The organism is Alitiscatomonas sp., assembly GCF_037242085.1.
Lineage (GTDB): Bacteria > Bacillota > Clostridia > Lachnospirales > Lachnospiraceae > Alitiscatomonas > Alitiscatomonas aceti.
In genome coordinates, this window is sequence record NZ_JAXXBR010000063.1 from 42,646 (window position 1) to 67,438 (window position 24,793).

Annotated in this window: 24 protein-coding genes and 1 tRNA gene; 2 read left to right on the forward strand and 23 right to left on the reverse strand. The window is 51.9% G+C overall.

Going from position 1 to position 24,793, the window contains the following annotated elements:
* Positions 1-19: 19 nt before the first annotated feature.
* The 15 genes from WIH05_RS05070 to WIH05_RS05140 form a co-directional block, all read right to left on the reverse strand.
* Positions 20-256, reverse strand: a complete 237-nt coding sequence (locus WIH05_RS05070; RefSeq protein ID WP_022274575.1) for a DUF3343 domain-containing protein — start codon at positions 254-256, stop codon at positions 20-22.
* A 29-nt stretch (positions 257-285) separates the two neighbouring features.
* On the reverse strand, positions 286-492 hold the full coding sequence (locus WIH05_RS05075; protein WP_022274576.1) for a sulfurtransferase TusA family protein: 207 nt from the start codon (positions 490-492) through the stop codon (positions 286-288).
* Between the two features lie 23 nt (positions 493-515).
* The gene (yedE, locus tag WIH05_RS05080) at positions 516-1,607 is read right to left on the reverse strand and encodes a YedE family putative selenium transporter (protein ID WP_215655378.1); all 1,092 of its coding nucleotides are present in this window, start codon (positions 1,605-1,607) and stop codon (positions 516-518) included.
* 159 nt (positions 1,608-1,766) lie between these two features.
* Positions 1,767-2,693 (reverse strand): selenium metabolism-associated LysR family transcriptional regulator, encoded by a 927-nt coding sequence (locus WIH05_RS05085; RefSeq protein WP_215655376.1) that lies wholly within the window; start codon positions 2,691-2,693, stop codon positions 1,767-1,769.
* Between the two features lie 9 nt (positions 2,694-2,702).
* On the reverse strand, positions 2,703-4,613 hold the full coding sequence (selB, locus tag WIH05_RS05090) for a selenocysteine-specific translation elongation factor (protein WP_215655374.1): 1,911 nt from the start codon (positions 4,611-4,613) through the stop codon (positions 2,703-2,705).
* A gap of 16 nt (positions 4,614-4,629) precedes the next feature.
* The gene (gene selA / locus WIH05_RS05095) at positions 4,630-6,042 is read right to left on the reverse strand and encodes an L-seryl-tRNA(Sec) selenium transferase (protein WP_337425066.1); all 1,413 of its coding nucleotides are present in this window, start codon (positions 6,040-6,042) and stop codon (positions 4,630-4,632) included.
* A gap of 32 nt (positions 6,043-6,074) precedes the next feature.
* Positions 6,075-6,168 (reverse strand) — tRNA-Sec (locus WIH05_RS05100).
* 152 nt (positions 6,169-6,320) lie between these two features.
* Positions 6,321-7,439, reverse strand: coding sequence for a glycine/sarcosine/betaine reductase complex component C subunit alpha (grdD, locus tag WIH05_RS05105; RefSeq protein WP_022274581.1), 1,119 nt, complete (start codon positions 7,437-7,439; stop codon positions 6,321-6,323).
* Positions 7,440-7,466: 27 nt separating this feature from the next.
* Positions 7,467-9,026, reverse strand: a complete 1,560-nt coding sequence (gene grdC / locus WIH05_RS05110; protein WP_022274582.1) for a glycine/sarcosine/betaine reductase complex component C subunit beta — start codon at positions 9,024-9,026, stop codon at positions 7,467-7,469.
* A gap of 57 nt (positions 9,027-9,083) precedes the next feature.
* On the reverse strand, positions 9,084-9,557 hold the full coding sequence (gene grdA, locus WIH05_RS05115; RefSeq protein ID WP_158356884.1) for a glycine/sarcosine/betaine reductase complex selenoprotein A: 474 nt from the start codon (positions 9,555-9,557) through the stop codon (positions 9,084-9,086).
* A 66-nt stretch (positions 9,558-9,623) separates the two neighbouring features.
* On the reverse strand, positions 9,624-9,941 hold the full coding sequence (locus WIH05_RS05120) for a thioredoxin family protein (RefSeq protein ID WP_022274585.1): 318 nt from the start codon (positions 9,939-9,941) through the stop codon (positions 9,624-9,626).
* Positions 9,942-9,980: 39 nt separating this feature from the next.
* Positions 9,981-10,925: a thioredoxin-disulfide reductase gene (gene trxB, locus WIH05_RS05125; RefSeq protein WP_022274586.1), complete on the reverse strand. Its 945-nt coding sequence runs from the start codon at positions 10,923-10,925 to the stop codon at positions 9,981-9,983.
* 15 nt (positions 10,926-10,940) lie between these two features.
* Positions 10,941-12,251 (reverse strand): glycine reductase complex selenoprotein B, encoded by a 1,311-nt coding sequence (gene grdB / locus WIH05_RS05130; protein WP_337425067.1) that lies wholly within the window; start codon positions 12,249-12,251, stop codon positions 10,941-10,943.
* A gap of 12 nt (positions 12,252-12,263) precedes the next feature.
* Positions 12,264-13,544 (reverse strand): glycine/sarcosine/betaine reductase component B subunit, encoded by a 1,281-nt coding sequence (locus WIH05_RS05135; RefSeq protein WP_022274588.1) that lies wholly within the window; start codon positions 13,542-13,544, stop codon positions 12,264-12,266.
* A gap of 29 nt (positions 13,545-13,573) precedes the next feature.
* Entirely contained in the window at positions 13,574-13,957 is a 384-nt protein-coding gene (locus tag WIH05_RS05140) for a GrdX family protein (RefSeq protein WP_022274589.1), read from the reverse strand.
* Between the two features lie 257 nt (positions 13,958-14,214).
* Between WIH05_RS05140 and WIH05_RS05145 the strand changes: the two genes are divergently transcribed.
* Together WIH05_RS05145 and WIH05_RS05150 are read left to right on the forward strand one after the other, a co-directional pair.
* Entirely contained in the window at positions 14,215-15,195 is a 981-nt protein-coding gene (locus WIH05_RS05145; protein ID WP_337425063.1) for a sigma-54 dependent transcriptional regulator, read from the forward strand.
* 230 nt (positions 15,196-15,425) lie between these two features.
* Complete coding sequence (locus WIH05_RS05150) at positions 15,426-16,322, forward strand: DUF4349 domain-containing protein (protein WP_337425064.1); 897 nt, start codon at positions 15,426-15,428, stop codon at positions 16,320-16,322.
* A 62-nt stretch (positions 16,323-16,384) separates the two neighbouring features.
* Here the strand turns inward: WIH05_RS05150 and thrS are convergent, their stop codons facing one another.
* The 8 genes from thrS to WIH05_RS05190 form a co-directional block, all read right to left on the reverse strand.
* Positions 16,385-18,322 (reverse strand): threonine--tRNA ligase, encoded by a 1,938-nt coding sequence (thrS, locus tag WIH05_RS05155; RefSeq protein ID WP_022274592.1) that lies wholly within the window; start codon positions 18,320-18,322, stop codon positions 16,385-16,387.
* A gap of 459 nt (positions 18,323-18,781) precedes the next feature.
* On the reverse strand, positions 18,782-19,696 hold the full coding sequence (locus WIH05_RS05160; protein WP_337425065.1) for an RluA family pseudouridine synthase: 915 nt from the start codon (positions 19,694-19,696) through the stop codon (positions 18,782-18,784).
* Positions 19,693-20,205, reverse strand: coding sequence for a signal peptidase II (gene lspA, locus WIH05_RS05165; RefSeq protein ID WP_022274594.1), 513 nt, complete (start codon positions 20,203-20,205; stop codon positions 19,693-19,695). Before lspA ends, WIH05_RS05160 begins: the two co-directional genes overlap by 4 nt.
* Positions 20,206-20,238: 33 nt before the next feature.
* Positions 20,239-21,360 (reverse strand): 3-dehydroquinate synthase, encoded by a 1,122-nt coding sequence (gene aroB, locus WIH05_RS05170; RefSeq protein WP_022274595.1) that lies wholly within the window; start codon positions 21,358-21,360, stop codon positions 20,239-20,241.
* Between the two features lie 20 nt (positions 21,361-21,380).
* The gene (locus WIH05_RS05175; protein ID WP_158356889.1) at positions 21,381-22,136 is read right to left on the reverse strand and encodes a YlmH/Sll1252 family protein; all 756 of its coding nucleotides are present in this window, start codon (positions 22,134-22,136) and stop codon (positions 21,381-21,383) included.
* A gap of 7 nt (positions 22,137-22,143) precedes the next feature.
* A complete protein-coding gene (locus tag WIH05_RS05180) occupies positions 22,144-22,656 on the reverse strand; it encodes a cell division protein SepF (protein ID WP_022274597.1) in 513 nt (170 codons plus the stop codon).
* Positions 22,653-23,357 (reverse strand): YggS family pyridoxal phosphate-dependent enzyme, encoded by a 705-nt coding sequence (locus tag WIH05_RS05185; RefSeq protein ID WP_022274598.1) that lies wholly within the window; start codon positions 23,355-23,357, stop codon positions 22,653-22,655. Before WIH05_RS05185 ends, WIH05_RS05180 begins: the two co-directional genes overlap by 4 nt.
* Before the next feature lie 13 nt (positions 23,358-23,370).
* Entirely contained in the window at positions 23,371-24,765 is a 1,395-nt protein-coding gene (locus WIH05_RS05190; RefSeq protein ID WP_330599973.1) for an HlyD family efflux transporter periplasmic adaptor subunit, read from the reverse strand.
* Positions 24,766-24,793: the final 28 nt, after the last annotated feature.

The window sequence follows — 24,793 nt, forward strand, 5'->3', positions numbered from 1 at the left end:
TATCACCCCTTTCCCATCTCTAATATAACAGCTCTGCCATATCCTCACATTCAATGGAGCATTCCTTTAAGAATGTCTCCATATCCGCCCGGTCAGCCGGGACTGTACACCAGGCCAGGCCGCACCCGGCCGAAAGCTCCCTGGGTACAGGGATCATACGGCCGGATCTGCCCGTCTCCTTGCACGCCTTTTCAAAGGCAATGGCGTCGGAGGTGGTGTGAAATGTGATGATCAGTTTCCATTCTTTTTGTCTCATGTTACCGTCTCTTTCTGAAAGATCCGTCCTTACTGGATGATGAGCTCAAATCCATCGCCTGTTTCCGTCACAGTCACGGTCTTTCCCTGGCTCCTGGCAAATTTCTCCACGTTAGCCTTGGAATGAGGCTCTGTCACCAGGACCTTTACCGTATCGTTTCCATGACTCTTTAAGGCAGCCTGGGTCAGCATCACTGGCTCCGGACAGGATAAACCTCTTGCATCTACTTCGTACATAATGATTCCTCTTTTCTCTGCAATTAATTCTTTTTATTCTTCGGCATAAATCCGATGATGAACAGGATCACGATACATGCGATCACAGCCACCTGGCCGTTGATCCCCGGACCGCCTGCCACTGCCGGAGCGTCTGCGGTTGCTGCAGCTGCGGCAACGCCTGCCAGCCCGAAGTTATGGCAGAAAGCGGCTCCAACAAAAAGGCCTAAGAAGGTCACTGCGGAATCGGAAGAGCCCTGGCCCGCCAGCACCAGCTGTCTTAAGGGGCATCCGCCTGCCAGAACAGCAGCAAATCCCACGGCGTACATGCCAAGGATATTCCAGATATGCTGGGCATGGGCCACCGGCTGTCCTGTAAAGGACAGATTAAAGTTTCCTGTGGCGATGTTGTAGATCACCATAACCACGAAAATACCGCCTACGATGGTCAGAAGATCAAAATTCTTCATTAAGATGATATCGCGGACACAGCCTGCAAAGCAGCTTCTGCACTTCTGGGCGATGGCTCCGAATAAAAGGCCGCCGATGAGCGCGATAAGCACCGGTGCGTGCATGCTTCCAGGGCCCTTTTCACTGCTGACGAACAGCGTTGTGGTCAGGCTTAAAACAAAGAGCACCACCATGGCGATGGGAAGGACCGTGCCGGAGGCTTTATCCACCGTATAGGCTCTTCCCAGGGAGAAGCCGCGCTTTAAGGCCAGGGTCCCTGTAAATACTCCGGCCACAAAGCCGATCAGGGCCACATAGGCGTTCAGATCGCCGGCAGCCATACGGAGCACCATACGCAACGGGCAGCCTAAGAATGCCAGGGAGCCGATCATCATGATCATACCCAGCACAAAACGCACCATGGGGGAGGAGCCGGCCGTGGACCGGTATTCCTTTGTGACCACAGCGATCAGAAATGCGCCGCAGATAATACCGATGATCTCCGGACGCACGTACTGGACAACAGCTGCCTGGTGGAGCTTCATGGCTCCGGCCGTGTCACGGATAAAGCAGGCGATACACATGGCCATGTTCTTGGGATTTCCCATATAGGCCAGGACTGCTGCTATGGCTCCCAGGAGCACGCCTGAAAGCGCCAGCGTCTTTTTGTTTGCAGTTAAGTTCATACTTACTACCCCTTTTCTGTTTTGTAGATTATGGACAAAAAATATAGAATTTTCATCCATCTCACTTAAGTTTATCAAACCAGACAGGGGAAGTCTAATTAAAAATATTATTCCAGAGAATCGATTGTATAGCTTTTTTCTATGGAAGAACGGACAGCCCTAGAGCTGCCCGTCCTCATGAAGCTCCCTGGATGCCTTTTCCCGGACGAATTCCAGGAAATGCTCCGCAATGGGAGATAAGCAGGCCCCTTTGTTGTGGGCCAGATAAAAACAGCGTTTTTTCTCCAGGCCGCGGATGCGGAAATAGCGGATATTATCCTGCTCCGCCGTCCGCTTGATGACCTGCTCGGACACAATGGAAACGCCCAGGCCGCGGCTTACCACCTGCTTGATGGCTGCCGGATTGCTCATACGGGCGATCACATCCACGTTTTTAAACACAGGCTTCCCATAAACCAGGGCCTTTTCCATCTCCTGCCGGGTCCCAGATCCGTCCTCCCGCATGATGAAGGGTTCATTGATGAACAGCTCCACCGGGATGGCCTCTCCATTCTGGTAGATCCGGTATACGTCCGTGTCAGGAGTGATGAGTACCATCTCATCGTAGAACACAGGCTCAAAGCACAGGCCGCTGTTTCCCTTGTAACCGGTAAAGCCCAGCTCTCCCCGCTGGTTCATGAGGTTCTCATTGACCAGCCGGCTGTCAGACTGCTCCACATAAAACCTTACCCGCGGGAAAAGCTCATGAAACTCTTCCATGACCTGGGGAAGATAAAAATACCCGGGAATGGAGGAGGTCTGGATCTCCAGGATCCCGTCCAGGTCCTCCTTCAGATTCTTCATGGACATAACGGCCCTGGATCTGGTATTCAGAAGCTCCACCGCATAAGAGTAGAACTCATGGCCATGGGGGGTCAGGCTGATCTCCCGGCCAGACCGGTTCAAAAGCCGTACTCCCAGCTCATTTTCCAGGTTGCTCACATGGGTACTGATGGTAGGCTGGGTTAAAAACGTAGCGTCAGCCGCCTTGGAAAAACTTTTGTATTTTGCAGCATTTACAAATGCCTCCAGCTGTCTGAACTCCATAACGTCTCCTTATTTCAGCAGAACACGCACGTCGCCCTGGAGCTTTGTGATCTTCTGCTGGTCCAGATGATCCAGGATCAGCAGCACATACTTTCTGGACGTACCTAACATATCCCGGAATTCTGCCAGGGACATGGTATCGTGGGATGCAAAATGCCCCCTCAGAAGCTCCATGGCCTTTTCATAGTGATCCTTGTAAAGATAAGCACCTGGGTTCAGCTTCACCAGCGTGCCGTCCTTAAACAGGTCAGAAAGCACCTGCTTTGCCTGTTTTTTATCCTTAAACTGAGCCATGACCTCATCCGTGGACGGAGCCTCAAAGCCGGCCGCCGCATACGTCTTTATCATGGTCTGGCGCATATCGGAATGCTCGTCAGAATACTGGGCAGAGAAGCCAGCCGCCGCCACCGTGCTGCCGGAAGCGCTGATGATCCCGCGCTTTAACAGCTCGTTTAAGAGCACATCGCCTTTTTTGGCCTCCTTCAGATAAAAGCTTTCCAGGATCCGGCTCTTGAACTCTTCCTTCTCCATTCCAGCTGCAATGGGATTGGCCTGGTGGAAGGCTGTCAGCATCTCTGTGGTCTTTCCTGTGACCCGTTCCCAGAAATCCTTGTGGAAGAAGTTTCCATCGTTTAAGGAAAGGGCCTTTTTCTGCTTTTTCAGCTTCTCCAGCCGTTCCTCTGTCTCCTTATCCGTCCAGTTGAGCTTGGCTGCCAGCCGATGGACCGACGGGAAGCGGATGCTCTCCTCCTTCAGGACCAGCTCCAGCACTTCCTCGTCCGTTCCCGTCTCTCGGATAGCCAGGGCATTGATAAGCTCCTCCTGATGGCGCTTGTGCTTTCCCGGACAGGCGTCCAGGATGATGCCTCCGCCAAAGGTCTCCACCGGAGAATAGAACCGGATGATGAACCGGTCGGTACGCTTGACGGCCAATGGCTCGTCAAACCGGAGCTGCACAAAGGCGCTCTCGCCTGCACCGATGGAATCCTTATCTAAAAGCACCGCCTTGGCAATGGTCTGGGCAGATCCATAGTTAAAGTGGATCCGGTCCCCATTCTTTAAAAGCCGGTCCGTGGTCTTAAAAAGACTGATCTTCACATCCAGGAACGTGCTGTTGGTAAGGCTTCCGGGAGCCGCCAGGACTTCTCCCCGGCTCAGCTCTTCTTTTTTTATATTGGACAGATTGATGGCTGTACGCTGTCCGGCATAGGCAGCCTCTTCCTTGGAACCATGGCTCTGGATCCCGCGGATCTTAAGGATCCGCTCTTCCGGATAGACCATGACCTCTTCTCCGGCCCGGCAGCTTCCTTCCAGAAGAGTTCCGGTCACCACTGTACCGAAGCCCTCCATGGTGAATACCCGGTCAATGGGCAGCCGGAACAGCTCCGGCTCACTGCGGCGCATCCCCACGGAACGGACCTTATCCAGGATCATCTTCTTTAATACGTCAATGTTCTGGCCAGTGAAGGCAGAAACACGGATCCGGTCCGCATTTTCCAGGAAGCTTCCCTCCACCAGAGCGGAAACGTCCTCCTCCACCATTTCGGCCCAATCCTCATCCACCAGGTCTGCCTTGGTAAATACAATGATGCCCTGGCGGATATGAAGCATCTTTAAGATTTCAAAGTGCTCCACGGTCTGGGGCATGACGCCCTCGTCCAGAGCGATCACCAGAAGCACCAGGTCGATGCCTCCGATGCCCGCCAGCATGTTTTTAACAAATTTTTCGTGGCCCGGCACGTCGATGATGCCGATGTGAAGCCCCTCGTCATTGGGAAGGTTGGCGAATCCCAGCTCAATGGTGATCCCCCTCTTCTGCTCTTCCCTCAGCCTGTCGGTCTGGATCCCTGTCAGCGCCTTGATGAGACACGTTTTTCCATGATCCACGTGACCGGAAGTTCCTACAATGACGTTCTGCATTCAGCTGTCACTCTCCTTAATTTACTCCTGCCTGGGCGGCCGCAAATAAAACGGCGCTGGCAGCAGTCTCGATTTCCTCTTCTTTTATGGTCCTTACAGAAAGGAGCACCTTATCGTGGGCTACCCGGACGATCACCGGCGTCTCAGCCCTTCTGAACAGCCGTTCCAGCCGTTCTGCCGGTACTGTTTCAGAGGCGATGGAAACGGCGATGCCGTTTAACCGGACTGTGGGTGCGGAACCGCCGCCCACCTGGTCCTTACAGGGCTCGGAGCCCAGGGTAAATGCATCTGTCCTGGCCTTAATGGCTTCCATGAGCCGGTCGGCCTTATTCTGAAGCTCTTCCCTGGATACAGTGATCATCTGAAGCACCGGTATGGTCTTCTTTGCGTTCTCCATATCCAGATATTCAAAGAAGGTGGCCTCCATGGCTGCCAGGGTCATCTTATCCACACGGAAGGCCCGGGCCAGAGGATGCTTCTTCATTCTATCAATATATTCCTTTTTACCGATGAGGATACCGCCCTGGGGGCCTCCCAGGAGCTTGTCGCCGGAGAAAAGTACCACGTCTGCCCCGTCGTTCACCGCATCCAGGACTGTGGGCTCATCCACGCCGTAGCGGGTCAGATCGGCCATGAGACCGCTTCCCATGTCGTAGATCACCGGAAGGTTCATTTCTTTACCCAGATCTACCATTTCCTTCAGGGTCACCTCCTGGGTGAAGCCCAGGATCCGGTAGTTGCTTGTATGGACCTTCATTAACGCACCGGTCTTTTCCGGATCATAGGCGTTCCGGTAATCCGACGGCTTCGTCTTATTGGTGGTCCCCACCTCTTTTAAATGGGCGCCGCTCTGCTCCATGATCTCCGGGATCCGGAAGGAGCCGCCGATCTCCACCAGCTCGCCTCTGGATGTGATGACTTCCTTTCCAAAGGCCATGGCGGAAAGGCACAGCATGGTGGCTGCCGCATTGTTGTTGACTACCATGGCAGCCTCTGCTCCCGTGATCTTTGCAATGATCTTCTCCACATGGTCGTGGCGCAGGCCTCTGGCTCCCTTTTTCAGGTCGTATTCCAGATTGGAATAAGAATCAGCCACAGCCGTAACGCTTTCCACTGCAGCCCTGCACAGATTGGAGCGGCCCAGGTTGGTGTGGAGCACAACGCCGGTGGCGTTGATCAGCGTCCTTAAGTTTCTCTTTTTCTTTCCTGTGATCCGGTCGCAGATCTCTGCGATCAGTTCATCCTTTTCGGGGGTGTCCTCTCTTTCTCCGGAAAGGATCTCCCTTCTCAGCTCATCAATGATCTCCCTTGCAGCGTCCACCACAACGGATCTGGGCGTGGATTCCATAAAAAAAACGAGCTGCTCATCCAGTAGCAACTCGTCTATTTTAGGAAGACCACGCAGTAATAACTGCCTGTTATCCATAATAATATTCCTCCTACTTCGATGAATCGAAAAAACGGAGGAGGTGGGAATCGAACCCACCCGAAGGGCTCCTAACCCTTCACAACGGTTTTGAAGACCGCGAGGCACACCAGCAACCTATCTACCTCCAAATTCACATCGCATGACTTGTTTATAATAGCACATCGTCCTGCATTTGTCAAGGCGAATTTTGTAAATTTTTTATACAAAACATATAATTTCCCCGAAACAGGGAGACAGACAGTCTCTCCGCCTGTCTCCCGATCCGGGCATCCGGTCATTTAGCCAACATAACCGGCATTCTTTAAGATCTCATAAGCCTTGTCCTTCTTATCTGCAGCCATCAGAACGATCGGACCAGTACAGCCCATACCGCTTTCTGCGTAGATTCCCTCTTTCCAGAGTGCCTGTACGGCGTCTTCCAGGTCCATAACCTCGATACCCGGAATCTGTGCAGTACAGATCTCCTTGGGAGGAGCTGTTACAGCTGCAGCCGGAGCTGCTTCTTTCTTTCCAGCATTCTTTAACTCGTCGATGATCGCCTCAAAGCCGGCCTTCTTTGCTTTCGCAAATTCGTCGTCTGCGATCTTCTTCCAGTTATGCTTTACAAGATTTGTGGCAAACTCCATGGCCCCTGCGATCACAGGAGCGCCGGAAGCACGGGAAACGATCATGATCAGACGGTCATAACCATCGCCGATGCCCGGGCCATAGCCAAAGCCCAGGGACTCATAGCTTCCGCCAGTGGTATATGCAGAGAAGATCTTCATCATGAGGTTTCCTGTTAAGGAGTCCATAACCATGATATCCGGAGTTCCGGCTAACAGGTCGTTGCCTCTCATAACGATTCCGCCGTCTGCACGGGCAGATTCTGCGAAATTGATATCATATCCCTGCTCTTTTAATTTTAACAGAGCCTTTTCTGTCTGTCTTGCACCGTCGATGTTGGCAATACCAACCGTCGGGTTCTCGATCCCGTCTGCCTTTGCGGCAATGATGCCGTAAATGGCATTCTTTACCATACCAGCGATACGGTCTGTATCAGATGTACCTGTGGTGGTGGCAAGATACATGGGCTTTCCAAGGCCGGGAGTAATTACCTTACCAACGGTGGAAACGCCGATGGGGAATGGGTAGTGCATGGTAACTGCAGCGTCGATCTCACCGGAATCCAGAAGCTTTTCCATCTCTTTGTGGATGTCTTCTCCCTCGATGAGACGGGCATCTAAGCCCTTGTACGCAGCCAGCTCCATGGCTCTCTTAATATTGTCTTCTCCATGCTCACTGCCTTCGGAGGCAAAGCCGATCACCGGCTTTTTGCCGTACTGTCCCGTTTCCAGGGCATCCGCAACTTCCAGGAAGGTATCTGCAATGAGCGTCTTAATTCTCTTATCTGACATAACGCACCTGTCCTTTCTGTTTACGGATTATTCTTCAGAGCCAAGAAGGCCGTTGGCAAACTCACGCATTGCCTGACCGATCATAGCTTTTACCTTAGCCTCGTCAAAGCCAGCCTCACCGCCGTTGGCAGCAGAGCCGTCGTTGGCCTGTACAACGAAGGAAACACCGTCGAACAGGTTTGTCATTCTACCAAGGAAAAGGCTTCCCTTACCGATGATCATGGCACGCTTTGTCTCGCCTGCGAGAACTTCCTCACGGAGCGGTCCGATATACGGAACACCAGACGGGATATGGCCCTGTGTGGGAGCCCAACCGGTCATACCGTGCTCTTTTACGAAGTTAGCGATATCAGTTCTTGCGATCTGGCCCTTCTTAACAGCAAGAGCAGCGATCATCTTATAGTTTGCTTCCGGAACATCGCCAGCGCCAGCCGGTTTTGTGATATCCGGGTTCTGCATCTCCGGAGAGTATTTGTCGATATCAGTCATAAGGAGACCTGCACGCTCTAACGGATCTGCCACCAGGGAGCCGATTACGTTCTGCGGAGCGGAACCTGTTCCGATGGTATGTCTTCCGATGATATCGGTGCGGATCTGCGGGCTTACGCCGTCGTCTGCGCTTACAAGAACAGAGAAGCCTGCGATGGCATCCTCAAGGATCGGAAGGCCTTTCTTCACATGGTCTTTACCGTTCATACCAAGCTTTGCAGTACATCCGCCAGCAGTTACAACAACGTTCTTGAAGGTTCCTGCCTTAACAAGAGCAGCAGCATGCAGCATAGCATGAGCCGGTCCGGCACAGAAGCCACGAACGTCAGAACCAGTTGCGTTGGTGTAGCCTGCGATCTCAGCAGCAGCCTTGGCGAAGTTTCCGCCGCCGCGCTGGTTCATATCGCCGCATGCTTCCTCACAGCAGTCGATCACATAATCAACCTCATCCGGGTTTACGCCGGCTTTCTTTACCAGTTCGATCAGGGAAAGAACGTTGGAAGCCTTTGTAACCAGGTTCTCGAGCATAACATGGGCAGACAGGTTTACGTCTACGTCATGAGCGCGCTTTACAGCACCAACCAGCTTATGCTCAAAGTATAACGGCTCAGCATGCTCGTCGTTTACAAGAGATGCGATCTTCGCATCATCGTTTTCACTGTTTTTATCAAGAGCTGCCAGCTGATCCTCTTTTAAAAGGTTCTGTGCAGCCAGTTTTTCTTTTACAGAAGCAGCAAAGCTCTTCTCGAGCATTACTAACTCAAATACGTCACAGATCTGGATAAGGCCGTAGAACTCGTCCTCCGGCATGATCTGGCCGTACTTACCATCGCGGGAAGCGTTCTCCCACTTTTTGTCATAGAACGGAAACTCTGTTGCAGCCAGGTCAGCCGGCTTTGCATTTCCGATATATACCTGGTTCGGGATATAAGAAACTGCATCCTCGAAGCTTCTTAAATGGTTCGGGAGCTCCTTTAAATATTCGGACTCCGGATTAACGATCATTTCTGTGGTCTGTGTTGTACCGTTATGGATTACCATATCCGGTGTAATGGCCAGAGTATAGCTGGCCCCCTTAAGTACTGGATACCCGTTCATGAAACACACCTCGTAATTTTAAAAAAATGGGGCGCCGGACGGCGCCCCTACACCTTGTTACAGGTATTTACAGAACTCGTCGCGGATGGAAGACATTTCGTTAGCGATGTCATCTACATCCATAACCATTTCCATCATGCTGATCTGTTCGTCGTAAACACCAGCATCAACTTCTGCTTTGATTTCATCCTCACAAATGTGATATACAGTCAGTCCCAACTGGACTCCTGCTAATGGGCCTGCGAAAGTCGGATCTCCTGCAGTAACGGTCTCAGCTGCTAAACCTGCAGCCTCCCCCTCAGCGGCACCGAGAACAACAACAACGTTCTCCGGTCCATACTGCTCTGCGAAATCTTTTACTCTCTTCTGGTTTTCCAGGTCCATAGCACCCGCGGATGTTCAGACAAAGCATTCAGTAGAAGAATATACTACATCTGCTCCGGCTGTCTTCACACAGGCTTCAATGGCTGGTCCCGGAATACCGTCACGGTCTCCGATGATAACAACTTTCTTGCCATTCAGAATAGCCATAGCATCATTTCCTCCTTATTTTATTTTGTATATAGCAACAGACATTTCTGTCCATATTGCCCGATCTTAGATGTGGGCTTTGATCATAGCCTCGATGTTCTCTACGGTAGCGTCATCCTTCACGCACTCAGCGATCTTCTCGCCACCCTTGTAAAGAGCGATAACCGGAAGGCCAAGGATCTTCTGGCCGATAGCCAGACGGCGAGCCTTTGTGGTGTTGAGAGCTGTGAATTTGATGTCCTTTCCGTAAACATCTTCCATAGCATGTACATGCGGCATAAGAGCCTGGCACGGAACGCATCCGTCACCGTAGAAATCTACAAGAACGGTTCCCTCTGCCTCTAAAACTTCAGCTGCGAAAGTGTCTTTTGTTAACTCTACCATGACTAAAACATCCTTTCTTAATGAAAAATATTAAAGAAATTAGTTCTCGTGCTCAGATACATACTTTTCAGCCTGCATAGCTGCAATGGCGCCGTCAGCGGCAGCCGTAACAACCTGACGCAGTGCCTTTACGCGGATATCTCCAGCGGCAAATACACCCGGGATATTGGTGTGCATGTTGTCGTCGGTCTTGATGTATCCGTGGTCCATATCAAGCATTCCCTCGAAGAGCTCGCTTCTGGGATTGTAGCCGATGAAGCCGAACAGGCCGAATAAGCCGTCTTCCTCGTCAGCGTCGATACGGGTAAGCTCGCCAGTCTTGGTATTCTTAACGATCATTCCGCTTAAGATATCCTCGCCCAGCAGCTCGTCTACAACAGTATCCCACATGAAGTGGAGCTTCGGATTCTTGAATGCCTTCTCCTGGATGGATTTGGCAGCACGGAGCTCGTCTCTTCTATGGATGATAGTAACCTTTCTTGCGAACTTTGTCAAGTACATAGCTTCCTCAACGGCAGAATCGCCGCCGCCTACTACATACACTTCAAGGTCCTCGAAGAAGTTGGCGTCACAGGTAGCGCAGAAGGAAACTCCCTTGCCCATGAACTCGCCTTCTCTCTTGCATCCGATGGGACGCGGGAAAGCGCCTGTGGCGATGATCAGTGTCTTACACTGATATGTATCTTTGGTTCCGTAAAGCTTCTTTACGGGGCCTTCCAGCTCGACCTTTGTGATGGTATCGCTTGCGCGCTCAGCACCGAACTTTTCAGCCTGTGCTGTCATTCTGGCGATCAGGGACGGGCCGCTCTCGCCTTCTACCATCTGGCCGGGATAGTTTTCAATTTCGTCAGTAATAGCAATCTGGCCGCCATCTTTTGCCTTCTCGATGATAAGAGTAGACAGGCGGTATCTTCCGGAGTACAGGCCGGCAGCTAAACCTGCCGGACCTGCGCCCAGGATAATCACGTCATAGAGCTTATCCATGGATATATCTCCTTATTATTTCCATTCAAATACAGTCTGGTCCTCAACCGGAGTCTGTAAAGCTTCCAGTGCTTTGGATACGATCTTTGTTCTGATTTCCTTCTCTTCCTCATGAGTAAGAGCGGGGTTTCCTAACGGATGCGGAATAGCTACAGCCGGAACAATACGGTTTGCGCCTACTGTCTGGGAAATCGGAACTACGGTCGCAATATGAACAACCGGAATACCATAAGCTTCAATAGCTTTAACCATCGTTGCACCGCAACGAGTACAGGTTCCTCAGGTAGAGGTCAGGATCACGGCGTCAACATGGTCATCAACCAGCTTCTGTCCGATCTCCGTCGCAAACTTTTTCGCATTGGCTACGGCAGTACCGTTACCAACAGTTGTGTAGAAGTATTTGTGAAGGCTGCCGATCTTTCCTTCCTTGATGAACTCATTGATCACATCAACCGGAAGTACGCGGTCAGCGTCTTCGTTTGCATATACCGGGTCATATCCGCCGTGAGCTGTCTCGTAGGTCTCAGCTGTCAGATCGGTTACGCCTTCGATATCATACTGGCCATACTTGGAAGCACTGGAGGACTCGATGTGGTCCGGGTTGCCCTTCGGAACGATACCGCCGGAGGTAACCAGTGCGATCTTAGCCTTGCTCATGTCTGTGATAGCTGCACCAGGAGCTACACGGTCAAAGCTGGGCATCTCGTACTCGGTCTCGAATTCCTTGCCATTTAACTTCTTAACAAGCATCTCAACTGCACGTGCAGCACCGCGTTTCTTCTCGAAGAAGTTCTTACGGATACCGTTGGGCAGGTAGCCTTCTTCAGCAGATGCGCCGATAGCCTCTCCCTTAGCAACCTTTAATGCTAACGGAGCCATCTTCTTAACGGCATCTCTCATGCCGGCTGCACTGTTCTTTGTGGAAATGATATACACTTCCTTCTTGAACATATCAGCACCCGGGTTCTCTTTGTACATACCGGTGATTACCGGAATGCCCTCTTTCTTAACGGCAGCAGCTACGGTACCGCAGGCTACGCCGTAACGGCCAGCGTTGAAAGCCGGTCCGCAGATTACTAAGTCCGGATTCTGGCTCTTGATCATATCAAGAACTGTGGCAGTGGCAGAATCTACATTCTCGTTGAAGTAGGAGTCACCACAGATTACAGTGGCAACGATCTCTGCCTCCTCGCCAAAGCTCTGCTGGAACGCAAGACCAGGTCCTACGTTGCCTTCGCGAAGCTCCGGCTTGTAATCAGCTTTTTCCTCACCACCGATGTTGGCGAAGAACTGATTGATATAATGAACAACTCTTAACTTCGACATCATTTCCTCCTATTATCTGGCACTTAACGGATTGAAGCCCATCTCGTTTGTTGCACCTGTGATAACCTGAAGCTCAGCGATGATGGAGCCGTCAGCCTGAAGGCTGCCATCGAAACCGCCGGCAATGATATCCGCAACTTCCGGATATCCGATTACCTTGTCCATCTTCGGAAGGTGGATCACTTCATTTGCGTTACCGCCTGTTACAACAGCGTTAGCTGCAGCATCAGCGTCTGCTAAAGACTGGGAAGCGCCGTCGCGGCCTGCATACTCATCAGTGATGATTACAGTCTTAACGCCCTTGCCCTCGATCTTCTTGCAGTTCATGATCAGGTCAGTATCCGGGTTACCGAAACCTTCCTGAGATACGATAGCGCCGTCTAAGCCAAGCCACTCACAAAGTTTGGAGGACCAGTCAGAAGAACGCATCTTATCTGCCAGATATACATTCTCGTTGGTGATGATAACGCCAACGAAGTTTAAAGTCTTTCCATGCTGGGCAAACAGATCTCTGATTACCGGGTTATTCAGATGGTGGTAGGTTGTGTTCTTGTCGCAGGCAGATACACAGTTACCGCTTACGATCGCACCGTCCATGATCTCTGTCGGCATGATGATTGTGGACAGGGACTGCTTTGCGTCAACACCGTACACATATGTATCATGCATAAGACCCTGGCTCTGTAACATAAGAACATAGCCAACTCTCGGCAGCTCCGGCCACTTCTCGATACCTTCCTTAACAGAAACAGTCTCGAAAGTCTCAACCTCTTCTGCTACGATATCTTTTGCCAGCTTACCGATATAATCGGCAGTCTTTAATCCGGCCATACGAACAGCCTTCTCATGTGCATGCTTTGCAAGTCCATCGATCGGCTCACAAACAACTACAAGGTTGTTGAGTTTGGAGAATGGTGTGTATTTGGATCCCTCTCCTGTCATGTCGATGATACCTTCCTGGAAGCCCACGATCTTACCAGTTGTAACAACTGCGCTGCCGCGAAGTACGTTTGTACGTCCGCTTCCCACAGGAGCTACCTTGGAGATCATTCCCGGGAACATAGCACCCTCACCGCTTACTTTTACACGGGGCTCGATAACGTCTTTAACCGGCATGATACGAACGCTCTCGCCAGGTCTTGCGATATCAAGCTCAACGGATTTCAGGTTCTCGTCCTCAAGAATAAGGGCTTTCAACTCGTCGGCATTCACATAGATGGTACCGTTTTCCACCTTGGATTCAGCTCCAAACTGAATGTCGTTAATCGGAATGATTCCTAATTCGAGTTTCATTGTTTACGCTTACCCCGCTTTCTTAAAAACTACAAGATTTTTTGAATCGCTCCCTCGATCAGTGACAGATCCACTGCCTGGAAATCTTCCAGGAGGTTCTGCGGCCAGTCCGGAGTCTTCCGGATCGACTGGAACTTACGGCAAGCCGTGATTCCATTTTCAATGGTGATCTCCTGCTGGTAGAATTCTTCTTTGTCCACAGGACGGTCAGATACCATCACAGATTTATAAGGAGTCTGATTGGGCTTCAGGCTTCCCGTCATCGGATGCGTTTCCAAACACCAGCCATTCTGGATATAATCCCGGACTTTCACGAGTACGTCCATATAACTCTGTCCATCCAGGTATTCCACCTGTATCTGGTCACCGTATTTTACCAGACACATCTGGTTATTTGTAATAATCCGATACATTTTTCCCTCACCCTTTATTGATACAGGAATTTCCTGTTTCAACCATTTTATTTATTAATCATAGGAATACCTTGTATTGATATTTCCTATATATAGAATGTACCACATTTCTTTCCAAAAGAAAAGGGGTATGAAGTTTTTTTCTTAAATTTTTTTCCTTGTGTATGAAATTTATTTCTTGATTTTGAAAAACATTTCATATATAATTGTATCATGATTGGACAATTATTGAATATTTTGTACAGAAAGGCCGGATCATGGACAATAAAACCTTTAGTTCCGCATACTATATGGAGACAAAATCCCCCTCCTATGCAAGAACGCTCCTGGACTGCAAGCGGGTGGCCGCCTCCAATGCCAACGTTCTCCTGATCGGGGAATCCGGAACCGGAAAGGATGTGGCCGCCCAGTATATCCACGCCTTAAGCCGGCGGTCCGACAAGCCCTTTATCGCTGTCAACTGCAACGCCTATACAGAATCCCTGCTGGAGCCGGAGCTTTTCGGCGTGGAGCCGGGGATCTTTTCCGACACCATCCGCCGCCGGGTGGGAAAATTCGAGCTGGCCGACCACGGAACTCTCTTCCTGGATGCCATCGGCGACGTCAGCATGACCACCCAGGTAAAGCTTCTGCGGGCCATCGAGACCAAGGAAATCGAGCGTCTGGGCGGAAATAACAAGAAGGTTCTGGATTTCCGCCTGATCGCAGCCACCAGCCGAGATCTTCCCACCAAGGTCATCAACGGCGAATTCCGCGAGGATTTCTTCTACCGGATCAGCACCATTGTGATCCGGATCCCGCCTTTAAGGGAAAGGAAGGAGGATCTGGAAGGAATGATCCATTTTCTGCTGAAAAAAGCCCAGGAGGAAAACGGGATCCGCATCGACCGGATCGAGGATAAGGTGTGGGAGTTCCTTATGAATTATGATTATCCTGGGAACGTCAGAGAATTAAAAAACACCCTGGACCGGATGGTGGTGCTCTCCCAGGATCATGTGATCACCACGGAGGGAATCCCGATCCTCTATAATCTGAAACGCATGACGCCCGTCACCACCTACTCAGCCCATCAGCTGGTCACCTGGAAAGAATTTAAAAGGCGGAGCGAAAAAGAATATCTGGAGTGGGCCCTTCGCCAAACCGACTGGAATATTTCTGCTGCTTCCCGGGAGCTTTCCCTGAGTACCCGCCAGATTTTCAACAAGATCAACGAATATGATATTGAAAAGCCATTTTAGATGACATTTTTCTGAATCTTTTCTTACATACATTGAATCTTCTCTCTTTATATGATAATCTAAAATCAACAAAATGGACGATGTATTTTTGAAGGGAATGGTTTTATGAAAAAGAAACGATCATCGAGATTTTCCGCATCTGTGCTTCTTCCCATGGTCATCGCCTATGCCTGGGGCTTACAGCCTGCGGAGCCAGTGCGGCCGGCGGAAAAAACGAGGCGGAAACGGTCATGGAAACAGCGGCAGCCGCCGGAGACACGAACGGTGAAACTGTAACAGAAGGCGGAGACAGCCTTACAAGTCCGGCTTCTCTCTCCTCCCCACAAACAGCCGGACGAAAGCTGATCCGGAACGTGGACCTCTGGGCTGAGACCGAGGATTTTGAGGGCCTCTTAAGATCCATCCATGAGCAGGTCTCCTCCCTTTCCGGCTATGTGGAGCAGTCCGATGTTTCGGGCAGCAGCATCCAGCGCGACAGCCGTCCCTCCAGGCGGCACGCCTCCATCACTGCCCGGATCCCGGCAGATCAGCTGGACTCCTTTCTCCAGGTGGTGGAGGACCAGGCCAATGTAACTGAGCGGTCGGAAACCGCCACCGATGTGACCCTCCAGTACAGTGACCTGGAAAGCCGGAAAAAGACTTTGACCACAGAGCAGGAACGGATCTGGGCGCTCCTGGAAAAGGCCGATACCCTGGAGGCTGTCATTGCACTGGAGGAGCGGCTGTCAGAGATCCGGTATCAGCTGGAATCCATGGAATCCCAGCTGAAACTCTATGACAACCAGGTGGATTACAGCACCGTATCCATCCATATCTCTGAGGTAGCCGTTTATACGCCCACAGGTTCCCAGTCTGTTGGAACACGGATCCAGGATGGCTTCAAACGGAATCTTACCTCTGTAAAAACAGCGGTCGTGGACCTGTTCGTCCTGGTCGCCTCCACTCTTCCCATCTGGCTCCCGGCGATCCTGGTGTTTGCCGCCGCAGCAGCAGGGATCCGGTATTATATAGGAAGAAACTCTTCTGGGGAGAAGGGGAAAAAGGACGAAAAGCCAAAGAAAAAACTGGATGATCTCCGCCCTGGCGGAACTCCTCCAGGCGGCCCTTCGGATCCTTCCGCCAAATAAAAAACATGGCGCTGCAAAGGGAAATTTCAATTCCTTGCAGCGCCTTATTTTTATTGACCGATCTAATTCTCTTTCTTCTCCACTTCCACCGGCCGGTTCACTCTTCCGGCGATCTCCTCTTTCACATCAGAGATAAAGCCAGAAAGCTCTCTGGAGCCCTCGTCGCCCTTGAAGCGGCTTCTTACGGAAACCGTACCGTCGGCCTCCTCCTTCTGTCCTACGACCAGCATGTAGGGGATCTTCTGGGTCTGGGCCTCGCGGATCTTGTAGCCAATCTTCTCAGAGCGGAGATCGATCTCTGCACGGATCCCGGCCTCATCCAGCTGGGCCTTTACAGACTTTGCGTATTCCTCATACTTCTCAGAGATGGGAAGCACCTTTACCTGTACCGGAGCCAGCCAGGTGGGGAATGCACCGGCAAAGTGCTCGATGAGGATGCCGATGAAACGCTCCACAGAGCCAAAGGCCACGCGGTGGATCATGATGGGTCTGTGCTTTTCTCCATCCGCGCCGATGTACTCCAGGTTAAATCTCTGGGGCATCTGGAAATCCAGCTGGATGGTTCCGCACTGCCAGGTCCTTCCGATGCAGTCAACCAGATGGAAGTCGATCTTGGGACCATAGAAGGCGCCGTCACCCTCGTTGACCACATAGTTCAGGCCCAGATCATCCAGGGCGCCCTGGAGCGCACTTGTAGCCATCTCCCAGTCCTCGTCGCTTCCCATGGAGTCCTCCGGTCTTGTGGACAGCTCCACATGATACTCAAAGCCGAACAGCTTGTATACGCTGTCGATGAGCTGGGCCACGCCCTTGATCTCATCGCGGATCTGCTCCGGCATCATGAAAATATGGGCATCGTCCTGGTTGAAGCAGCGCACACGCATGAGGCCATGGAGCTGGCCGGATTTTTCGTGGCGGTGTACCAGACCGATCTCTCCCATACGGATGGGAAGATCCCGGTAGGAACGGGGCTCAGACGCATATACAAGAATACCGCCCGGACAGTTCATGGGCTTTACGGCATAATCCTCGTCATCGATGACCGTCGTATACATGTTGTCCTTGTAATGATCCCAGTGACCGGAATTCTCCCAGAGCTTCCGGTTCATGATGATCGGGGAGGAGATTTCCACATAACCGGCCTTCTTATGGATCTCACGCCAGTAATCCAGCAGTGTGTTCTTTAAGATCATTCCCTTGGGAAGGAAGAACGGGAAGCCCGGACCAGCCTCATGCATCATGAACAGGCCCAGCTCGCGGCCCAGCTTTCTGTGGTCACGCTTTTTGGCCTCCTCCATCATGGTCACATAGGCCTCCAGATCCTCTTTTTTCTGAAAAGCAGTGGCATAGATCCTTGTGAGCATCTTATTTTTTTCACTGCCGCGCCAGTAAGCGCCTGCAATGTTCATGAGCTTGAACGCCTTGCCGATCTCCTTTGTGGTCATCAGATGGGGGCCGGCGCACAGGTCTGTAAATTCGCCCTGCTTATAGAAGCTGATAACGGAATCCTCGGGAAGGTCCTCGATCAGTTCCACCTTATAGGGCTCGTCCTTCTCCTTCATAAGGGCGATGGCCTCGGCTCTGGGGAGCTCGAAGCGCTCCAGCGGCAGGGCCTCCTTGATGATCTTCTTCATTTCAGCCTCGATCTTTTCCAGGTCATCGGCAGTAATGGGATTCACCGGATCCACATCATAATAGAAGCCATCGGCAATGGACGGACCGATGGCCAGCTTCGTATCGGGCCATAAACGCTTAATGGCCTGGGCCATCACGTGGCTGGCTGTATGGCGGAGGGCTGCCAGGCCCTCGGCGTCCTTGGCAGTCAGGATATTTAACTGGCAGTCAGAATCCACCACAGTCCTCAGATCTGCCTCTTCCCCGTTGATCTCTGCCACACAGGCCATTCTTGCCAGGCCTTCGCTGATATCTTTTGCAATGTCAATGACAGCCATGGGCTGTGCGTACTCTTTTACAGAGCCGTCCTTCAGTGTAACTTTCATTGTATCTCTCCTTTTCAATATATGGAAAACAGGCACCCGCTTTTTATGTCATAGGGCATACTTGCTTATAACATAAAAAATCCCCTGCCACAGACGTTCTGTCTATGGCAAGGGACGAGTTTACCCGCGGTTCCACCCTGCTAGCACGAGCCGTATATAAGGCCCATACCTCTTATTTCTGATGATAACGGAATCACCGTTCCCGATTAAGGGACACTCCAGGGCGGTCTTCAGCCAAAGGTCCTGTAAAGCGCTTTCAGCACAGGGCGCTCCTCTCTGGACATTTCCTAAAGCTTACTCTTCCTGTCTTCGTGTTGCTGTTTGAACTTATGCACTAGTATAGCACTTGCTGGGGATTTGTCAAGTATTTGTTTCCCGCATTTCCAGGCAGGCATCCTCCATGGAGCCGTCCGCTCCTTGTCCGGAAAACAGCCGGTTCCTGCTGTGCCCTGTCCTTACTTACGCTCCTGGAAGGACCTCCAGAAGGTGTTTAAAATATTCCGGAAGCGGGGCCGTAAATTCCATATACGCTCCTGTCGTGGGATGGATGAAGCCCAGGATCCCGGCATGAAGGGTCTGGCCCTGGAGCTTATACGGGCACCTGGCCGGTCCATAGACCAGGTCTCCCAGCAGAGGGTGTCCCAGGCTCGCCATATGGACACGGATCTGATGGGTACGGCCCGTTTCCAAACGGCACTCAATATGGGTAAAGCCCGAAAAGCGCTTCAGCACCCGGTAATGGGTCACCGCAGACTTGCCGTTCTGGTGGTTGATGCACATTTTTTTCCTGTCCTGGGGATGGCGGCCAATGGGGGCGTCTACGACACCCTCGTCCTCCTTCACCACTCCATGGACAATAGCCTGGTACCGTCTGGTTATGGAATGCTCCTTCAGCTGGGCGGCAATGGAATTGTGGGCCTGGTCATTCTTGCAGGCGATGAGGACACCAGTGGTATCCATGTCAATGCGGTGGACGATCCCAGGACGCAGGACGCCGTTGATCCCGGACAGATCCTCCCGGCAGTGGTACATCAGGGCGTTTACCAGCGTGCCCGTATAATGACCGGCCGCCGGATGGACCACCATGCCCTTGGGCTTATTCACCAGGATCACGTCGCGGTCCTCATAAAGGATATCCAGGGGGATGTTTTCAGCCAGGATCTCCGGCTCCACCGCCTCCGGCACCTCAAAGGTCAGCCGGTCGCCTTCCGATACCCTGTAACTGGCCTTTACCGGACGGCCGTCTGCAAAAACGCCGCCGGATTTCATGAGCTTCTGGAGAAAGGAACGGGAATATTCCTCACACTGCTCCGACAAAAATTTATCGACCCGGTCGCCGGAGGCCTCCTCCGTCACAAAGATCTCTTTCTTCACCTGGCCTTCTCCTTCCCGGAAAAGAAGTCCAGCTCCCCTTCCTTATAGTAAAAGCCAGTCAGAAGGACCAGAAGGACGGCCGCAGTCACCACGTAGCAGTCTGCCACGTTAAAGATCGGGAAATCAATGAGACTGAAATAGAGGAAGTCCACCACATATCCCTGGACGGCCCGGTCGATCATATTTCCCACGGCCCCGGAGGTCAGGAGCACCATGGAAAAATACAGCGGCATATACCGCCGGCTCCATGGCATCCGGTAAAGGAACAGAAGGACCACAACGATCACCGCCGCAGCCACCAGGAAAAAGAAGGCGTGCTTTCCCTGAAGGATCCCGAAGGCTGCCCCCCGGTTTTCCGAATACAAAAGCTCAAATACTCCATCCCAGATCACAAAGGGGCCGTTCCCCATTAAATTCTCCACAGCCAGCCGTTTCGTCCACTGGTCCAGTCCCACCGCCAGGGCCGTCAGGAGACCGAAAAGCCCATACCGTTTCCACAAGCTGTTCATGTCATTCTCCTTATCTGAAGTCCCGGGGCAGGATTATCTTTCTCCCGGACGCTCCATAACAGCGTCCAGAGCGTCCTTCATTTCCTCGTCGGTCACAGTCCGGTCCACATAGGCGTGGCCCAGGCGGTCCAGAAGGATGAACTTGATGACCCCGGCCTCCATTTTCTTATCATTCTTTGTAGCCGCCACCACAGCCTCTTTTGTAAGGCCGCCTACGGATACAGGCATATCAAAGTATTCCATGGTCTCCCTGTACCGGTCAGCCTCTGCCTCCGGCACCATTCCCCGCTTCACACAGATATCCAGGGCCGCCAGGGCTCCCAGGGCAACACAGTGGCCATGGAGCATGGAAAAATCCTTTAATTTTTCCACCGCATGGCCCAAAGTATGGCCGAAATTTAAAACGGCCCGCTCGTTCTGCTCGGTGGGATCGGCCTCCACCACCTGCCGCTTGATCCGGTTGCTCCCGCAGATCAGCCTCCGGCATACAGAAAGCTCCCGGTTCCGGACTGCCTCCTTATTTTCCAGGATCCACTCATAATACTCCCGGTCCCGGATCAGCCCATGCTTGATGACCTCGCCCATACCGGCGGAAAACTGCTCCGGAGGCAGGGTCTTTAAAGCCGACACATTGGCATACACTAGCTTCGGCATATGGAAAGCACCCACCATGTTTTTATAGCAGTCAAAATCCACGCCTGTCTTTCCGCCGATGCTGGAATCCACCTGGGAAAGCAGGGTGGTGGGGATCTGGATAAAGTCCACGCCTCTTAAATAGGTGGCCGCAGTGAACCCGCACAGGTCGCCTGTGACGCCGCCTCCAAGGGCCGCCAGCCAGTCCTTCCGGTCAAACCGGTTCTGGATCAGGTGTTCGTAAACGCGCTTCACCGTATCCAGGTTTTTATGCTCCTCGCCTGCGGGAAAAACGTAGGACGTCACCTGGCTGAAACACCCGGAAAGGAGTTTTTCCACCGCCTCCAGATACAGGGGAGCCACATTGGAGTCTGTAACGATACAGAGCTTTCTCCCCTGGCTTCCCAGCCTTTCCATTTCCTCCGGGAGACGGTCAAAGCTGTCCTCCAGGACGATGTCGTAGATGGGAGCTCCATCCCGGCATACCTGCATCCTTCCCTCTTCCATTTCTAAAACCGCCATGATAGTTCCTCCTTCTGTCTTCATCGGTATTTTAAGAACGTGACGGAGATCCGCCCCTTTTTCGTCTGTCCTCCGTTCCTTGAAAAGAGGAATTTTCCCACACCGCGGATGGACAGGATCTCTCCAGGCTCCATCTGACGGGAGGGAGAAAGAACAGCCTGGCCGTTGATAAAAACCTTCTCTCCGGCAATCAGACCGGCAGCCTTCGTTCTGGATACGCGGCCGCAGAGGGCCACAATGGCATCCAGGCGCACGGAGCTCACCGTTCCCGCCACCTCTTCATATTCCGGCTCCAGGAGCTCTTCTGCCCCCTCCCAGACCGCAGCCTCCACAGCTGTGCGGCCCACCGTATCCAGATTCTCCAGCACGTAGCGGCTGATCTTTTTCAGGACCATCACATATCCGTCCAGGTCCTTTACCACGATATCCCCGATCATAGCCCTCTCGATTCCCAGGTTCATCAGGGCCCCCAGGAAATCCCGGTGGGTCAGCTCCCCGGAAAACTTTTTATTCCGGGCCGAGATCCGCAGGCATTCAAAGGGCGGGTCCTCCAGCTCCTCCTCGTAGGATGGAAGAAAACAGACAACCTTCCTTTCTGCCCCTGGGAAGCCGCCGGCGAGAACGTATCTCACCGGCGGCAGCGTGCCAGAAATGCTCTGGAAAATTGTCTGCTCATTTAAATTCAGGAAATCCGTATTGGAGGGCATGTCCCTGTGGAAACACAGCTCCGCCAGCTCCAGGACTCTTTTTCTGAAAAGCTGTTCTTCTTTTTCCATGGTCATCCTATAAGTGGATATTGAGACCGGACACGTCGATGTTTCCGCCGGAAAGCAGATCCTGGAAGTCTCCGGAAAGCTCAACCGACTGCGGGGTTGCGATAAATATGTAGTTGGATATCTTCTGAAGATTTCCGTCCATGGAATAGGTGGCTCCAGAGGTAAAGTCGATGATCCTCTGGGCTGTCTCCGTGTGGATCCCCTCCATATTGAGGACCACAGCCTTTCCGGCCAGAAGATAATCACAGATCTCTCTGGCGTCCTCCAGGGATGTTGGCTTGATCAGGGAAACCTCCATCCCCCTGCGCATGGGAACCACCTTGTTATTGGATGTGGCTCTTGGCAGGAACCTGGGTTTCTGTACCTCCGGCTCGTCATAATCGTCCTCGTAGCTGTCCTTCTTGAACAATCCCTTTTTCGCAGGTTTATCGTCATCCTCATAGTCGTCATCTAAGAAGTAATCGTCATCACTGTCTTCGCTTAACCGCATAGAATCCATCAGTTTGTTCAGGAAACTCATTCTTTCTTCTCTCCAATCTGTCTGGAACCAAAAATACCGGTCCCTACTCTTATCATGGTGGCTCCTTCTTCCACAGCGACCTCAAAATCACCGGTCATGCCCATAGAAAGCACACTCATGGTATCATTATCAATGTTTTTACTTTTGATGTCAACATATAATTGATATAATTTCTTAAAATGTTTTCGATTTTCTTCTGGATTTTCGACATTGGGAGCGATGGTCATAAGTCCCCTTACCCGGACGTGAGGGAGGTTTTTTACCTCTTCCAGAAGGGGGATCACCTCCTCCAGCATCAGGCCAAACTTACTCTCCTCCCTGGCCACATTGACCTCCAGAAGGATGTCTACGGTCAGATCTCTCTTTGCCGCCTCCTGCTCGATCTTTTCTGCCAGATGCAGGCTATCCACGGAATGGATCAGAACTGCCTTTCCCACCACCTGCTTCACCTTGTTGGTCTGTAAGTGGCCGATCATATGGAATCTGGCATCCTCCGGCATCTCCGGATATTTTTCCAGGATCTCCTGTACCTTATTTTCCCCAAAATCCCTGGCTCCGACCCCGTAGGCCTCCTGGAGCATGGACAGGGGCTTTGTCTTGCTGACCGCGATCAGAGTGACCTCCTCCGGCCTTCTTCCCGCCCGTTCACAGGCAGCGTCCACACGTTCTCTTATGGTTTTTAAATTTTCTGCTACTGACATGATTCTCCTCCGGTTACTGATAAATGACGACGCCATTGGCTCTTACGGCCCTGGCATCCAGTACAATATGGTCATAGACCGAAAGGCCGTAATCCGTGCCCCTGGCCACAATGTCGTACTCGTCGCTGGACGTCAGGATCTCGACCTTTCTGAAATCCGTATAGCCCTTATTGATGTTGTAAACTCCTGTTACCGCAGCCTTGGCCCCTATCTGGTACCGGTCCTGGGAGTTTTCCTTCACCAGATAATCTCCAGGCTTAAATTCGCTGTTCTCCCCGGCGTCCACATAGTAATACGTATCGTCTGCATTATAGATATCGCAGGACACAAGAACGGCTCCAGCCCCGTTTTCCGTATACGTCTCCTTTAAAAAGCCCTTGCCGCCTCCGGCCAGGAATTCTTTAGGGATCAGATAAAACTCCACATCTGTGACGGCGCTCTTTGGGATCTTAAGCCCGGTCACCTCCTCGGTGATGATCTCAAAATCCACAAAACGGTCTGAAATGAACTGCTCCATATATTTGGAAAAGTCCAGCTTTCCGTAGGTCTTCCCGTCCCCTCCGGTGATCATGGAAAATGCGCCGGGGGTCTTCAGATCTTTCCCAGCAAATTTCACGGTCAGCGCGGTCTTCCCATTATAAAGAGCCGCGTCCTCCTCGGTCATCTGGAAGACCAGGGACCAGTCGCTGGAAGTGACCAGCTTATAGGCCGGTTCCCCCACGCCCACCAGCTTCCCGGATTTCAGGATATTCTTCGTATAGCCAGACCGGTCGAACATCTCCTCCGTTACCTGGTTCGGATCCACTCCCTCCAGGGAATCCACCATATATGAAACGATCCCCGACTGGTCGGCCCTTACCTGGACAAAATTCACGCCCATTTCCTCCACAACGCTGTCCAGGTTTTTCAGGGCGTCCACGCTGACGTATTCCAGCACCTCCGAATCCAGCGTATACCTGGTATCGTAAACGGTCTTAAAATCGTTTTCCGTAAAGGTCTGGCTGAAGGAGGAAAGCTGTTTTTTTAAGGACGCAAGGTTGTCCCTGGATAAGGCCACTGAGCCGTCGGTCTTTTCTGCCAGAAGCTCCGAAAGCTTTCCCGTCTCATCCACCGAATAGACCCTGGTGCCCACTGCGGCCTTTTTTCCCTCCCGCAGATAGAAATTGATGTTCCCTGCCTGCTCCGTATATTTTACAGTTTCCGTCCGGAACGCAATGCCTGTGTGGCGCTGGTCGTTGACGATGCTGCCCTCAGGCACCTCATAAAACTCGATCTTTTCTCTCCGCACATACGTATATACATAAAAGGCCATGTACGCGAAGATAAGGGCGAAGATGATCATTCCCACATTTATATTCAAGGGCCGGCGGTACCGGATCACCTTTTTGTTCTTTTTCTTTTTTGCCAACTGCTCCCTCCGTTCAGAGTGCTTTTTT

What these genes read in the sequence shown, in the direction of transcription:
- WIH05_RS05085 (WP_215655376.1), bottom strand. Translation starts at nt 2,693, where the DNA reads ATGGAGTTCAGACAGCTGGAGGCATTTGTAAATGCTGCAAAATACAAA.
- WIH05_RS05070 (WP_022274575.1), bottom strand. Translation starts at nt 256, where the DNA reads ATGAGACAAAAAGAATGGAAACTGATCATCACATTTCACACCACCTCC.
- aroB (WP_022274595.1), bottom strand. Translation starts at nt 21,360, where the DNA reads ATGGCGGTTTTAGAAATGGAAGAGGGAAGGATGCAGGTATGCCGGGAT.
- WIH05_RS05185 (WP_022274598.1), bottom strand. Translation starts at nt 23,357, where the DNA reads ATGTCAGTAGCAGAAAATTTAAAAACCATAAGAGAACGTGTGGACGCT.
- WIH05_RS05140 (WP_022274589.1), bottom strand. Translation starts at nt 13,957, where the DNA reads ATGTATCGGATTATTACAAATAACCAGATGTGTCTGGTAAAATACGGT.
- WIH05_RS05135 (WP_022274588.1), bottom strand. Translation starts at nt 13,544, where the DNA reads ATGAAACTCGAATTAGGAATCATTCCGATTAACGACATTCAGTTTGGA.
- grdC (WP_022274582.1), bottom strand. Translation starts at nt 9,026, where the DNA reads ATGAACGGGTATCCAGTACTTAAGGGGGCCAGCTATACTCTGGCCATT.
- WIH05_RS05150 (WP_337425064.1), top strand. Translation starts at nt 15,426, where the DNA reads ATGGAAACAGCGGCAGCCGCCGGAGACACGAACGGTGAAACTGTAACA.
- thrS (WP_022274592.1), bottom strand. Translation starts at nt 18,322, where the DNA reads ATGAAAGTTACACTGAAGGACGGCTCTGTAAAAGAGTACGCACAGCCC.
- yedE (WP_215655378.1), bottom strand. Translation starts at nt 1,607, where the DNA reads ATGAACTTAACTGCAAACAAAAAGACGCTGGCGCTTTCAGGCGTGCTC.
- WIH05_RS05175 (WP_158356889.1), bottom strand. Translation starts at nt 22,136, where the DNA reads ATGGAAAAAGAAGAACAGCTTTTCAGAAAAAGAGTCCTGGAGCTGGCG.
- lspA (WP_022274594.1), bottom strand. Translation starts at nt 20,205, where the DNA reads ATGAACAGCTTGTGGAAACGGTATGGGCTTTTCGGTCTCCTGACGGCC.
- WIH05_RS05180 (WP_022274597.1), bottom strand. Translation starts at nt 22,656, where the DNA reads ATGAGTTTCCTGAACAAACTGATGGATTCTATGCGGTTAAGCGAAGAC.
- WIH05_RS05145 (WP_337425063.1), top strand. Translation starts at nt 14,215, where the DNA reads ATGGACAATAAAACCTTTAGTTCCGCATACTATATGGAGACAAAATCC.
- grdD (WP_022274581.1), bottom strand. Translation starts at nt 7,439, where the DNA reads ATGTCAGATAAGAGAATTAAGACGCTCATTGCAGATACCTTCCTGGAA.
- selB (WP_215655374.1), bottom strand. Translation starts at nt 4,613, where the DNA reads ATGCAGAACGTCATTGTAGGAACTTCCGGTCACGTGGATCATGGAAAA.
- WIH05_RS05120 (WP_022274585.1), bottom strand. Translation starts at nt 9,941, where the DNA reads ATGGTAGAGTTAACAAAAGACACTTTCGCAGCTGAAGTTTTAGAGGCA.
- trxB (WP_022274586.1), bottom strand. Translation starts at nt 10,925, where the DNA reads ATGGATAAGCTCTATGACGTGATTATCCTGGGCGCAGGTCCGGCAGGT.
- WIH05_RS05075 (WP_022274576.1), bottom strand. Translation starts at nt 492, where the DNA reads ATGTACGAAGTAGATGCAAGAGGTTTATCCTGTCCGGAGCCAGTGATG.